The sequence below is a fragment of the Mycobacterium sp. DL genome (assembly GCF_039729195.1).
GTDB classification, from domain to species: domain Bacteria; phylum Actinomycetota; class Actinomycetes; order Mycobacteriales; family Mycobacteriaceae; genus Mycobacterium; species Mycobacterium hippocampi_A.
Window position 1 is genome coordinate 4,138,300 of record NZ_CP155796.1, and the last position, 12,715, is coordinate 4,151,014.

Sequence of the window (12,715 nt, forward strand, 5' to 3'; positions counted from 1 at the left end):
AGTAGGTTCGACGAACATCGAACCTTGTCGAGAGTACGCTGGGTTCGACAATCATCAAACCGCCCGTGGTGAAGGACACCTTTTGGCCGACGAAGTGCGCGTCGCCGACTCTGCTGCCCAGTCGGTCGGGTCGGTGCAGCAGGTGCTGGGCGCGATTCAGGATCCTGTTCGCCTCGAGGTCGTGCGGCGACTCTTCAATGCGGGCTCACCTCTGCAGTGCGGCGCTCTGTATGACGGAATCAACAAGTCGACGGCAACTCATCACTTCCGGATCCTGCGTGAGGCGGGCGTCATCGAACGACTGGTCATCGACGGCCTGACCTACCAGCGCCTGCGCCTCGACGACGTCGAGGCGGCCATTCCCGGACTGCTCGGCAGCGTGGTACGCAGCGCCAACATCGAAGCCGATCGGTAGCCTCCTCGGCCCGGTCAGCCGCTGAACGGACCGAGCGTCACACCCGCTGCTACCAGCCGTTCGCGCACGGCCGTCGCGATCTGCACCGCACCTGGTGAATCTCCATGCACACAAACAGATTCGACCTCGGTCGGGATCATCGAGCCGTCCACCGCGCGAACCTGACCTTCTGTGACCATCGAGATGACCCGGTCGGTGATCTCATCGACGTCGCTGAGCACCGCATTGCTTTCGCGGCGGGACACCAGTTGGCCGTCGGGTCGGTAGGAGCGGTCGGCGAATGCCTCGGGTACCGTCCGCAGACCCAGCCGCTCGAGTTCGGTGAAGAGCACCGACCCTGCCAGGCCGAGCACCGGTAGCGCGGGGTCCACCGAGTGCACCGCCTCTGCTACCGCGCGTGCCTGATGGTGGTGTGTGACAACGGCGTTGTACAGCGCCCCATGGGGTTTGACATAGCTGAGGTTTGATCCCGCGACTCGCGCCAGCGCTTGCAGGGCACCGATCTGGTAGACGATATCGGCGGTCAGCTCTTCAGGATCGACGTCGATGAAGCGCCTGCCGAAGCCGGCGAGATCTCGGTAGCTCACCTGTGCGCCGATACGGATACCGCGACTGGCCGCTGCGCGGCAGGTGCGCGCCAAGGTGGCTGCGTCTCCAGCGTGAAAGCCACAGGCCACATTCGCCGAAGTGACGATGTCCAGCATGGCCTCGTCGTCGCCGAGTGTCCACACGCCGAAGCTTTCGCCGAGATCAGCGTTGAGGTCGACCGAAAGTGCTGGCACGTCGCCAGCCTAGCTGTGGTGATCGGTGCCTTGGCGCGGAGCGTTCAGGTACTTTGGGGCGGTGATCGTCACTGGTGCCATGCTCGCCGAGTCCGCGTCGGTCGCCGACAACAAACTCGATGTCCGCGGCGGTGTGGTCGACACATATCGCATCGGTCCCGATCGTGTCATCCCGGTGACCCTCGTGGTTCTCACCCAGACGCAGCCTTTCGACAAGGCGCCGACGGTCAACCTGACGATCACCACCCCCGGGGGCGGGTCGACGGAGCACGATTTTGACGTGCCTGAATCCAGTCTCGGCGGCGAGATCGGTTTTGTGGTGGCGCCATTGCGCATTTCGGCCCCGTCCGACGGCCGTTATGTGCTGTCGGTACGCGCGCAGAGCGGTCTCGTCGCGCTCCCGCTCACAGTGTTCAGCTAGCCGCATCGGTCCGGCCGGCCACGTCGAGGTCGATGCGGAAATCGGCTGCGCGAATCACGTCCGCATCGTGTGTGGCGGCGATGACTGTCGCGCCGGAGTCGGCGATCGCCCGCAGGTGAGCGGTCACCACGGCGCGCGTTGCAGCGTCGAGACCGGTGGTGGGTTCGTCGAGCAGCAGGATCGAAGCCTCCTGAGCGAACGCCTGCGCCAACAGCACGCGTTGCCGTTGGCCACCCGACAGTTCGCCCATTCTGCGGTCGCGCAGATGCGCCAGGCCGAGAGCGTCCAGCCATTTCGAAACGATGGCGCGGTCGTCGGCACCGGGGCGACGGAGCAGGCCGAGGTGGCGCCAGCGACCCATCATCACGGCGTCGGCGACGGTGATCGGAAAGGAGTCGGTGACAGTGCTGCGCTGCACCGCGAAGGCGACGCTGCCTGCACCGACGCGGATCTGGCCGCGGTCGGGTCGTAGGACCCGGGCTATCAGGCCCAGCAGCGTCGACTTCCCCGATCCGTTCGATCCCGCAAGAACGGTGACGGCGCCGGGCGTCATGGACACCGTCAGGTCCCGGAACACCACGGTTCCGGGATAGCCGAAGTCGAGGCCATCCACATCGACACCGGAATGCCTGGAGCACTGTTTATTGAAAATGATTGTCATTACTGCTAAGAGTGTACGACATGATGCACTGGTTGACCGAACCGTTCGAGGCGGATGTCGTCCTGCGAGCGCTGGCAGCCGGCGTGATCGCGGCCTGCCTCTGTGCTCTGGTCGGTTGCTGGGTGTTGTTGCGGGGCAGCGTTTTTCTTGGTGAGGCAATGACGCACGGCATGTTGCCGGGAGTTGCGCTGGCGGCGTTGACGGGGCTCAGCCTGATGATCGGTGGGTTGGTTGCGGCACTGGTGATGGCGGTCGGCGTCGCGGCGATCGGGCGCTCGTCGAAGTTGTCGTCGGATACGGCCATCGGGCTTCTGCTGGTCGGCATGCTCGCTCTCGGCGTGATCGTCGTGTCGCATTCGCAGAGCTTCGCCGTCGACCTCACCGCTTTTCTGTTCGGCGATGTGCTCGCGGTGCGCACCACCGATCCGGTGGTGCTCGGCGCAGCTTTACTGCTGACGCTCGCAGCGGTGATCATCGGGCACCGCGCCTTCGTGGCGGTGACCTTCGATCCGCGCAAAGCCGCAACCCTGGGCCTGCGGCCGCAGCTGGCGATCCCCGCCGTCACGGTGCTGATGGCCGTGGCGATGGTCGCGTCGTTCCATGTGGTCGGAACCCTGTTGGTGCTGGGATTGCTCGTCGCACCTGCGGCGACCGCGTTGACGTGGGCGCGTTCGATACCGCAGGTGATGGTGCTTGCCGCGCTCGTGGGTTCGGCTGCGGTGTATGTGGGCCTTGTCATCTCGTGGCACGCGGGTACGGCTGGTGGCGCGACGATCGCCGGCGTCGCCGTTCTGATGTTCTTCGCCTCCACCCTCCTGTCGGTCATTCGGAGAAAGTGGAAACAGGTCTCGGTCGCGGCCGCCTCGGTCTGTCTGGTGGCAGGGTGCGCCGGAGGAGGGACGCCACCGCCGCCTTCGGAAGAACCGTCGGCCGACGGACACGACGACGTGTCCGTAGAAGGCGCGCGCGAACTCGACGGGCCGCTGACAAAACTGGTGTTGGTGGACCCCGCCACGGGCGAAACCTCGGTGTACGACGCGGTGGACGAAACCGAGACGGCCGTCGGCGCCTACGGGCCGGTCGCCTCGCTCACCGGAGACGGGCGATTCGCCTATCTGCGTACCGAAGATGGCACCACGATCGTCGATGCCGGGGCGTGGACGTTCGACCACGGCGACCACTATCACTACTTCGCCACTGATCCCGCCGTGGTCGGCACGTTGGATGCACCGGGGGCCTCGGTGAGCGCGAGCAACTCTGCTGTTGCCGTCGAAAGCACCACGGGCAGCGTGGAACTGCTTGATCGGGAAGCGCTCGGTGAGCGGACGGTCGAACCACCGACCGGGCTGGCTGTGAGTGACGACATCGTCTCCGTGGTGCCCTACGGCAGCAGGTTGGTGGCGGTCGCCGATGGTGGCGGCATGCAGGTGATCGGCGACGACGGCCCCGCGGAGTTGTCCGGGAAGTGCCCGAATCCCGCTTGGTCGATGCCCACCCGGCGTGCGGTGGTGTTCGGCTGCGAGACCGGCGCGGTGCGGGTGACCGGCGGCGGTGGTGAGCTTGCGGTGACCCAGCTGCCCTTTCCGGCCGACGCCCCGACGCAGCGGCCCCGGGCTATGAGCCATCGCGACCGCGCAGATGTATTCGCTGGTGTCGCAGACGGTCACGTCTGGGTTCTCGACAGTCGGCAGCGCTCATGGGTTTTGATCTCCGTACCGGACGCGGTTGCGGTGAACACCGCCGGTGACGGCTCCGTGCTGGTGCTGCACCGCGACGGCACGCTGGGCATGTTCGACGTGAACACGCGAGCCGAGACCGCCAGAGTGCCGATCTTTCCCGGCGACATTCCGACCGATGGCCTTCAGCCGGTGATCGATATCGACTCCGACCGCGCCTACATCAACAACGTCGAAGCCCGGGAGGTGTACGAGATCGACTACGCCGACGGGCTGCGCATCGCACGGACCTTGAGCACGCAGGTGGCTCCAGGGTTGATGGTGGAGACCGGCCGGTGAGACGGTGGGCACTGATATGCATCGTCGCTCTCCTCACCGTGGCGTCGACGGCATGTGGTGGGACGTCCGGCGGCGGCGACATCGTCGTCACCACCAACATTCTCGGAGACGTGGTCCGCAATGTCGTCGGGGATTCCGCCGCGGTTCGGGTCTTGATGAAGCCGAACGCCGACCCGCATTCGTTTGGTGTCTCCGCTCAGGAAGCTGCCGCGATGTCGAGCGCAGGTGTGATCATCTACAACGGACTCGGCCTGGAAGAGAACGTGATCCGCAATGTGGAAAGCGCCGCTGAACAGGGGATTCCGACACTTGCCGTCGGTGATCACATCAATCCCATTCGCTACGCGGAAGGCGACAGCATGGGCGTTCCGGACCCGCACTTCTGGACCGACCCACAACGGATGATCGCCGCCGTCGACGCCATCGAGGAAGCCATCGTCGGCGAAGTCGAAGGTATCGACGCAGATGCACTGTCGCGCAATGCTGAGGCCTACCGCGAAGAGCTCCGCGAACTCGACGCGTCGATGGTGCAGCGACTCAGTACGATTCCTGCCGACCGGCGCAAGCTGGTGACCAATCACCATGTGCTCGGCTACTTCGCGCAGCGGTTCGGCTTCGCCGTCATCGGCGCGATCGTGCCCAGCGGTACCACTTTGGCCGCTCCGAGTTCCTCCGACCTGCAATCGCTCGTCGGCGCGATCGAAAGCGCCGGCGTGCCGGCCATCTTCGTGGATTCATCGCAGCCGGAACGGCTGGCGCGGGTACTGGCCGAGGACGCCGGAGTCCAGGTGCAGATCGTGCCGCTCTACAGCGAATCACTAAGCCCACCAGGGACTTCGGGAGCAACGTATCTCGACATGATGCGTGCGAATATCGAAGCCATTGTTACCGGCCTGCGATAGGCGCAGGCCGTTCTGATCAGCTCGGAGGGAGCAGATTATGTCCAAATCGCGGTGGCTTTACCGCGTCGGTGTGGCCTCGGGTGCGGTAGTCGCCCTGGCGGCGTGCTCGGGTGGCAACGATGCTGAGAGCACGCAGGGTGCCGAGACGACTCAGGAGAGTCCGGCGCGGTCCGCGCCGGTCAACGAACCCCTGGTGGCGACCTATGACGGGGGCCTTTACATCCTCGATGGCGAAACCCTCGAGGTGCAGGAGGACATTCCGTTGGAGGGGTTCCTGCGCGTCAACCCGGCTGGAGACCAGAGTCACGTGCTGGTCACCACAAGTGACGGCTTTCGGATTCTGGACGCTGCCGGCGGGCAGTTGACCGACGATACGTTCCCGGCCGACGAGGCCGGACACGTTGTGGCGCATGGTGAGCGCACGGTGCTGTTCGCCGACGGGTCGGGGGAGATCATGGCGTTCGACCCGCACGACCTGGAAAACGGCATGCCGGAGACGGAGAATTTCACGACGCCCGAAGCTCACCACGGGGTCGCGGTGATCCTCGGTGACGGAACGCTGGTGCACAGCATCGGCGATTCGGAGAACCGCACCGGGGCCGTCGCGATGCAGGGTGATCAAGAGGTCGCCCGCAGCGAGGAGTGCCCGGGCATCCACGGTGAGACGGTCGCTGCTGACGAGGTGGTGGTGCTGGGCTGCGAGGACGGGGTTCTGGAGTACGCCAACGGCGAGTTCACCAAGATCGCCAGTCCGACGCCATACGGTCGGATCGGCAATACCCGCGGGCATGAGGACTCGCCGGTTGTGCTCGGTGATATGAAGATCGATCCGGACGCCGAACTCGAACGTCCGGAGCAGTTTTCGCTGATCGACACCACCACCGACCAGCTCAGGGTCGTCGCGCTGCCGCCGTCGGTGAGCTACTGGTTCCGCTCGCTCGGGCGGGGACCCCAGGGCGAGGCGCTGATTCTCGGCACCGACGGCAAGCTATATGTCTTCGACCCGGTGACCGGTGACACGGTGCGTTCGATTCAAGTGACCCAGCCGTGGTCGGAGCCCGACGACTGGCAGCAGCCGGGGCCCGCGGTCTTCACCCGCGAAGATGCTGTGTACGTCAGTGACCCTGCAGCCAAGCAGATTCACCTGGTGGACCTGCAGGACGGCGCGGTGACCGCGTCCGGGTCGCTGGAGCAGACGCCCAATGAGCTCAGCGGCGCTGCAGGTCACGATCATCACTGAGTAGAAGGGCGTACTCGGCCGGTGGGTGGTGTCCGCCCACCGGCCGAGTGCGACGCCTGCAGGATTGAGGCCAGAGGTCAGTTCTGGTTGCTGGACCTCGTGAGGGTCTGGTCGGCCCGCAAACCGAGCGGCAGGTTCTGGCGATCCCACGAGCCGGCGGCCACCCACGTGCATGCGGCATCAACATCAGCTCGCGTTCTCAACGGGCCCACCCACACCACTGAGGCGACAGGAACTCGATCGACCGTGCACGGCTGCAGCATCATCATCACACCGCCTTCGGAAACGCCGGTAGCACAGGTCAATTGGCCTAGCTGGCACTGGGTCACGATCAGCACGCCATGTGGGCAGCCGCGGACGACGCTACGGAGTTCCCGCACCGACGAGTCTGTCAACTCCGAGTCGCACGCCGTGCACAGTCCGACGGTGAACGGCCGGTTCGTGAAACCGGTTTCGGGGTAGGGCATTTCAGGCGCCGTGCTCGTGGGGAACTCCCCACTGCGGCAGGGGGTCCGGGAATCTCATCCACGTCTCCTCACCGTGGGCCATCTCGTCGTCGGTCAGCACCGCGGACTCCAGTAGTGCCGTCAACCGCGGTCGGTCGAGTCGCACGCCGATGAACACGATCTCCTGCGACGGCGCTATCTCGGTGGTCGACCAGTACTGAGCGGGTTCGATGACCATGTTCGGCCCGGCCTGCGACCAGATCGCTGCGATCGACGGCCGTGTCGCTATCCAGCAGAATCCCTTGCTGCGCAACAGCCCACGAACCTGGTCGAGAGCATCCGACAGCCGCTGCGGGTGGAACGGCCGCTCGGAGCGAAAGGTCATCGACCCGATTCCGTACTCCTCGGTTTCCGGCGTGTGGCCGTTGGCGAGCTCTTCATCCCACCCAGGGGTTTGAGCTGCGGCGATCGGATCGAAAAGCCCCGTCGCGAGGACCTGGTCGAGATCGACCACCCCGTCGCGGGTCCTGATCAGCTTCGCGGTGGGATTGAGGCGACGCAGCAATGCCTCGACGGCACCGAGCTGCTGGGGTTTGACCAGATCGGTCTTGTTGAGCAGCAGCACATCTGCGAACTCGACCTGGTCGGTGAGCAGATCGGCGATGCTCCTGGCATCCCCCTCGCCGGCAGCCATCCGCCGGTCGGCCAGCGCCTCACCCTTGGCGAGTTCGGTGAGGAACGTCGAGGCGTCGACGACCGTCACCATGGTGTCGAGTGTGGCGAGTTGCCCCAGCTGGAATCCGTCCTCGAACTCCCACTCGAAGGTGGCTGCGACCGGCATCGGTTCAGAGATGCCGGTGGACTCGATCACCAACTGGTCGAAGCGGCCCTGACGGGCAAGCGCGCCGACCGCCTCGATGAGGTCCTCACGCAGCGTGCAGCAGATGCAGCCGTTGGTGAGCTCGACCAGCTTTTCCTCCGTCCGATCGAGGTGTCCCTGTCCGGCCACGAGTGCCGCGTCGATGTTCACCTCACTCATGTCGTTGACGATCACGGCGACCCGCCGGCCGTCCCGGTTCGCAAGAATGTGGTTCAGCAGCGTGGTCTTGCCCGCGCCGAGGAACCCGGAGAGGACGGTGACGGGCAACAGCGGGGAGGCGATGGTCATGAGCTTAATGATAATCATTGTCAATAAGAAAGCGCGAACTTGTTGCTCGTTTAGGCAAGATCTACTGGAAATGGTTATCGTTACCGGGTGATCATCTCGGCGTCCCCCAGGTTCGGTCTGCTCGTCGCGTCGCTCGTCCTTGCCGCGCCATTGGCGCTGTCAGCGTGTGGCAGCAGTGACGAGCCGGCTGCTTCCAGTCAAACCACGACGGGCTCCGGTGACGAATGCCCGGCGAGCCCGGTGGACGTCGTTGTCAGCGTCGACCAGTGGGGCGACATCGTGTCCCAGGTCGGGGGAGCGTGTGCCAACGTGACGACAGTGCTCGCCGGCTCCTCGGTGGATCCCCACGACTACGAGCCGGCACCGTCCGACGCGGTGCTCTTCGACGGCGCCCAACTCGTGGTGATCAACGGCGGGCACTACGACGAGTGGGCGGCGAAACTGGCCGCCACGTCGGCTCCGGACGCCCCTGTCATCAACGCGGTCGAGTCGAGCGGCTCCCACGAAGCGGAGGCGGGACATGATCATGAAGGGGAGGCGGGGCACGACCAGGAGGGCGAGGCCGGTCACGATCACGACGGGGAGGCGAACCCGCACGTCTGGTACAACCCGTCGACGGTGAACTCCGTCGCCGAAGCGGTGACCGCCCAGCTCAGCGAGTTGGCGCCCGACGCCAGAGGCTACTTCGAGGAGCGACACACCGCGTTCGAGAACGTGATGAGGCCCTACGTTGACGCCATCGCGACCATCAAGGCCGGCGCCGCCGGCAAGAGCTTTGCGGCCACCGAGAGTGTCTTCGACGATATGGCTGCAGCTCTAGGGCTGCAGAACCGGACGCCGGAGGGCTACCAGTTGGCATCGGCCAACGAGGCCGAGCCGACGCCGGCCGACCTCGATGCGTTCCTTCGGCTACTCGGCCAGCGCGGAGTCGATGTGCTGATCTACAACACCCAGACGGAAGGCTCGGTACCGGAACAGATTCGGGCCGCGGCCGAGGAGGCCGGAGTTCCGGTGGTGGAGGTCACCGAGACGGTGCCGCCCAACACGGAGTCCCTCCAGACCTGGCAGGTCGCGCAACTCGATTCTCTGGGTGAGGCACTCGGTGTCGGTGCATGACGTGCCCGCTGATCCGGCGCTGACGTTCACCGACGTCAGTGTCGTGCGCGGTGGCCGCACCATCTGGTCGGAGTCGACGCTGCAGGTCGATGCGGGCCGGTTCGTCGCCGTCATCGGATCCAACGGCGCGGGTAAGACCACCCTGCTCAAGGTGATCCTCGGCCTGCTTCCGGTCGCCACCGGTTCAGTGCAGGTCTACGGCGAGCGTCCCGGTGTGCTTAACGACGAAATCGGTTACGTACCACAGCATTACGAGGTCAATGCCAGTGAGGCGATCCGCGGTCGGGATGCCGTGCTGCTCGGGCTGAGCGGCCGGCGCTGGGGATTCGCCCGGCCCAGCGCCGACGACCGCCGGCGGGTCGACGAGGCTCTGACATGGGTCGAGGCCGGTGACATCGCCGACCGTCGACTGTCCGAACTCTCCGGCGGCCAACGCCAGCGGATCGCGCTGGCCGGCGCCCTCGTCTCCAAACCACGGATGCTGATCCTCGACGAGCCGTTGGCGTCGCTGGACCTGCGCAACCAGCACGAGATCGTGGCGCTGCTGGCCCGGCTCAAGCGTGAACTGGGTGTGACCGTCATCGTGGTGGCGCACGATCTGAACCCGCTGCTCGCAGTCCTCGACAGTGCGATCTACCTGCTGGACGGCCATGCTCACCACGCCGCGATCGATCGGGTGGTGGACTCCGAACTGCTCACCCATATGTACGGAACACCCATCAAGGTGGCACACACCTTGCAGGGTGAGCTCTACATGCGGGGCGTGTGATGACCGAGTCCCTGCTCGCCATCGGTTATCAGGACAACTGGCAGCAGATCCTCGGCTCGTCGTTCATGCGTAACGCGTGGCTCGGTGGGACCATCGTCGCGCTCTCCGCGGGTTTGATGGGCTACTTCATCGTCGTGCGAAATTCGTCGTTCGCAGCGCACGCACTGGCACACATCGGGCTGCCCGGTGCCACCGGCGCCGTGCTGCTCGGACTGCCGGCGGCGTTGGGGCTCGGCGTGTTCTGCGTCGGCGGCGCCCTGGTGATCGGGGCTCTGGGCAAGCGCGCCTCGGAGCGCGACGTCGCGACGGGCACGGTGCTCGCGTTCGCAACCGGGCTCGGCCTGTTCTTCAACTCGCTGGCCACCCGCAACTCGTCGACCCTGACCAACGTGCTGTTCGGGAACCTGCTGGCGATCACGTCGGATCAACTGCTGTCGTTCCTGGCGCTGCTGGTGCTCACGGCTGCCTGTATCGCGTTCGTCTTCCGTCCGCTGTTGTTCGCGTCGGTCAACAGCCAGGTCGCGGAGGCCAAAGGTGTTCCGGTACGGGGTCTGTCGATCGCCTTCATGGTGCTGCTGGGGATCACCATCACGATGGCCGTCCAGGCGGTGGGGACGCTGCTGTTGTTCGCCCTGGTCGTCACGCCGGCGGCCACAGCGCTCATCCTGACTGCCCGTCCGGTTCTCGCGATGGCCGTTTCGGCGGTCATCGGCCTGGTCTCGGTGTGGTCGGGGCTGGTGCTGTCGGCGATGTTCGATCTGCCACCGAGTTTCGTGATCGTGACGATCGCGTGCGGTGTCTGGTTCGTGGTCTGGGCGGGTGGCCGGATGCCGCGCCCGGGCCGTAGGTCCGCGGCACACTCCGCTGAGTCCACTAACCTCACAGAGCATGTCCAGGAGTCCGGCGCCGCGACGACGAGCGACCCTGGCATCTCTCGCAGCTGAGCTCAAGGTTTCGCGCACCACGGTGTCCAACGCGTACAACCGGCCCGACCAGCTGTCTGCCGAGTTGCGGGACCGCGTGCTGTCGACCGCCAAGCGCTTGGGTTACCCGGGCCCCGACCCGGTGGCCCGCTCGCTGCGCACCCGCCGGGCCGGCGCGGTGGGGCTGATGATCACCGAACCCCTCAATTATTGCTTCAGCGATCCGGCCGCGCTCGATTTTGTTGCAGGCCTTGCCGAATCGTGTGAGGAAGCCGGCCAGGGCCTCCTGTTGGTCGCTGTGGGTCCGAACCGGAGCGTCTCCGACGGGTCGGCGGCGGTGCTGGCCGCCGGGGTCGACGGCTTCGTGGTGTACTCCGCCTCCGACGACGATCCGTACCTTCCCGCTGTGCTGCAGCGTCAGCTGCCCGTCGTCGTGGTGGACCAGCCCAGGAACGTTCCGGGGGCCTCCATGGTCGGCATCGACGACCGCGCCGCGATGCGCAGCCTCGCCGACCATGTGCTGGAACTGGGGCATCGGGAGATCGGGTTGCTGACGATGCGCCTCGGCCGCGACTGGCCCCACGGAGGACCCGGGCCTGCCGTGGCGGACCCGCAGCGCCTCGAGACGCCGCAGTTCGACGTCCAGAACGAGCGCATCCGCGGCGTCTACGACGCGATGTCCGCCGCGGGACTCGACCCGGAGTCCTTGACCGTTGTCGAGAGCTACGAGCACCTGCCCAGTTCGGGCGGTGCCGGTGCCGACGTCGCACTGGAGACCAATCCTCGGATCACCGCACTGATGTGCACCGCCGATGTGCTGGCGCTGTCGGCGATGGATCACCTGCGCGCTCGCGGTATCTACGTGCCGGGTCAGATGACGGTGACCGGATTCGACGGTGTCCCCGACGCTCTGCAGCGCGGACTGACCACCGTCGTGCAACCCAGCATCGAGAAGGGCCGGCGCGCGGGCGCGCTGTTGCACAATCCGCCTCGGTCGGGACTTCCCGTCATCGAGGTGCTCGGAACCGAGGTGGTTCGGGGTCGAACGTCAGGCCCGCCGGCGTAGCGCGCTTTCGACGCGCCACCAACTGTTATTGCTGATCTGACAAATCGCGTCGCATGCCGAGCAGGTGTGTCAACGCCGCGGCGACGTCCTCCGGGGAATCGATGCGGAACCCGGCGAGCGTCTCTCCCGATCCGACCTTGACCCCGACGTCGGCGTCGCGCAGTCGCCGGAAGGCCCTCTCGTCGGTCACGTCGTCGCCGAAGAAGACCACCGCCGTCGCGTCGTGCTGATCGCGGAGGATGTTGATCGCCTCGCCCTTGTCGGTGGAGATCACCGCGAACTCGAGCACTGCCTTGCCCGTCGTGGCGTGCGCCTGCCATCCGGCCGCTGCGTCCCACGCCTCGGCCAGCGCTGTGTCACCGTCGGCCGGCGAGGCGTTACGGACGTGCAGAGCGACGCTGGCCGGTTTCGTCTCGACCGTCACTCCCGGCTTGTCGGACGCGATCGTGGTCAACACGTCGGTGATCGTCTGCAGCAACTCGACGTCGATCGGGTGGGAGAACCCCGAGTCGAACTCGGCACCGTGGCTACCGACCAGGTGCACCGACGACGGCATGGACGACAGCACCCGAAGGTCACCGAGCGCGCGACCGGAGATCAGTGCAGCGGAGGTGGCAGGAAGTTCGGCCAGTTCGATCAGCGCGCGGCCCGCTTCGGGCAGCGGCCTGGCATCGGCGGGGTTGTTGACGATCGGCGACAGAGTGCCGTCGAAATCCGAGGTGACCAGCAGTCGGGGAGACCTGGCGGCCAGATGCAGAGCCCTCGACAACTCGGGCGGCAGGTCGCTCACC

Annotated in this window: 13 protein-coding genes; 9 read left to right on the plus strand and 4 right to left on the minus strand. The window is 65.9% G+C overall.

Annotated elements, in window-relative coordinates; all coding sequences use genetic code 11:
• The first annotated feature begins 82 nt into the window (after positions 1–82).
• Positions 83–415 carry an ArsR family transcriptional regulator gene (locus tag ABDC78_RS19765; RefSeq protein WP_178361567.1) on the plus strand — a complete coding sequence of 111 codons (333 nt, stop codon included), beginning with the start codon at positions 83–85 and terminating at the stop codon, positions 413–415.
• Positions 416–429: 14 nt separating this feature from the next.
• Here ABDC78_RS19765 and ABDC78_RS19770 read toward each other — a convergent pair whose 3' ends face one another.
• Positions 430–1,197, minus strand: coding sequence for a 5-oxoprolinase subunit PxpA (locus tag ABDC78_RS19770; RefSeq protein WP_178361568.1), 768 nt, complete (start codon positions 1,195–1,197; stop codon positions 430–432).
• Positions 1,198–1,258: 61 nt separating this feature from the next.
• Between ABDC78_RS19770 and ABDC78_RS19775 the strand changes: the two genes are divergently transcribed.
• A complete protein-coding gene (locus ABDC78_RS19775; RefSeq protein ID WP_178361569.1) occupies positions 1,259–1,618 on the plus strand; it encodes a hypothetical protein in 360 nt (119 codons plus the stop codon).
• Here ABDC78_RS19775 and aztA read toward each other — a convergent pair.
• Entirely contained in the window at positions 1,611–2,279 is a 669-nt protein-coding gene (gene aztA / locus ABDC78_RS19780; protein WP_178361570.1) for a zinc ABC transporter ATP-binding protein AztA, read from the minus strand. The two genes, ABDC78_RS19775 and aztA, sit on opposite strands and share 8 nt — an antisense overlap.
• 20 nt (positions 2,280–2,299) lie before the next feature.
• Here aztA and aztB point away from each other — a divergent pair, with 20 nt between their 5' ends.
• Genes aztB through aztD form a run of 3 tightly spaced genes read left to right on the plus strand, consistent with a single transcriptional unit; the run spans position 2,300 to position 6,436 of the window.
• Positions 2,300–4,294 (plus strand): zinc ABC transporter permease AztB, encoded by a 1,995-nt coding sequence (aztB, locus tag ABDC78_RS19785; RefSeq protein ID WP_256736412.1) that lies wholly within the window; start codon positions 2,300–2,302, stop codon positions 4,292–4,294.
• A gap of 38 nt (positions 4,295–4,332) precedes the next feature.
• Entirely contained in the window at positions 4,333–5,196 is an 864-nt protein-coding gene (aztC, locus tag ABDC78_RS19790) for a zinc ABC transporter substrate-binding protein AztC (protein ID WP_347133525.1), read from the plus strand.
• 37 nt (positions 5,197–5,233) lie between these two features.
• Positions 5,234–6,436 (plus strand): zinc metallochaperone AztD, encoded by a 1,203-nt coding sequence (gene aztD / locus ABDC78_RS19795; RefSeq protein WP_178361572.1) that lies wholly within the window; start codon positions 5,234–5,236, stop codon positions 6,434–6,436.
• A gap of 468 nt (positions 6,437–6,904) precedes the next feature.
• Here the strand turns inward: aztD and ABDC78_RS19800 are convergent, their stop codons facing one another.
• Positions 6,905–8,050 carry a GTP-binding protein gene (locus ABDC78_RS19800; protein WP_178361573.1) on the minus strand — a complete coding sequence of 382 codons (1,146 nt, stop codon included), beginning with the start codon at positions 8,048–8,050 and terminating at the stop codon, positions 6,905–6,907.
• An 87-nt stretch (positions 8,051–8,137) separates the two neighbouring features.
• On the opposite strand from ABDC78_RS19800, the gene ABDC78_RS19805 reads away from it, so the two are divergent.
• Genes ABDC78_RS19805 through ABDC78_RS19820 form a run of 4 tightly spaced genes read left to right on the plus strand, consistent with a single transcriptional unit; the run spans position 8,138 to position 11,924 of the window.
• Complete coding sequence (locus tag ABDC78_RS19805; RefSeq protein ID WP_347133159.1) at positions 8,138–9,166, plus strand: zinc ABC transporter substrate-binding protein; 1,029 nt, start codon at positions 8,138–8,140, stop codon at positions 9,164–9,166.
• A complete protein-coding gene (locus ABDC78_RS19810; protein WP_178361574.1) occupies positions 9,153–9,935 on the plus strand; it encodes an ABC transporter ATP-binding protein in 783 nt (260 codons plus the stop codon). Before ABDC78_RS19805 ends, ABDC78_RS19810 begins: the two co-directional genes overlap by 14 nt.
• The gene (locus ABDC78_RS19815) at positions 9,935–10,879 is read left to right on the plus strand and encodes a metal ABC transporter permease (RefSeq protein ID WP_178361575.1); all 945 of its coding nucleotides are present in this window, start codon (positions 9,935–9,937) and stop codon (positions 10,877–10,879) included. The genes ABDC78_RS19810 and ABDC78_RS19815 overlap by 1 nt, the downstream gene beginning before the upstream one ends.
• On the plus strand, positions 10,824–11,924 hold the full coding sequence (locus ABDC78_RS19820; protein WP_178361576.1) for a LacI family DNA-binding transcriptional regulator: 1,101 nt from the start codon (positions 10,824–10,826) through the stop codon (positions 11,922–11,924). Before ABDC78_RS19815 ends, ABDC78_RS19820 begins: the two co-directional genes overlap by 56 nt.
• A gap of 25 nt (positions 11,925–11,949) precedes the next feature.
• Here ABDC78_RS19820 and otsB read toward each other — a convergent pair whose 3' ends face one another.
• Positions 11,950–12,714 (minus strand): trehalose-phosphatase, encoded by a 765-nt coding sequence (gene otsB / locus ABDC78_RS19825; protein WP_178361577.1) that lies wholly within the window; start codon positions 12,712–12,714, stop codon positions 11,950–11,952.
• Between the last annotated feature and the right edge of the window lies 1 nt (position 12,715).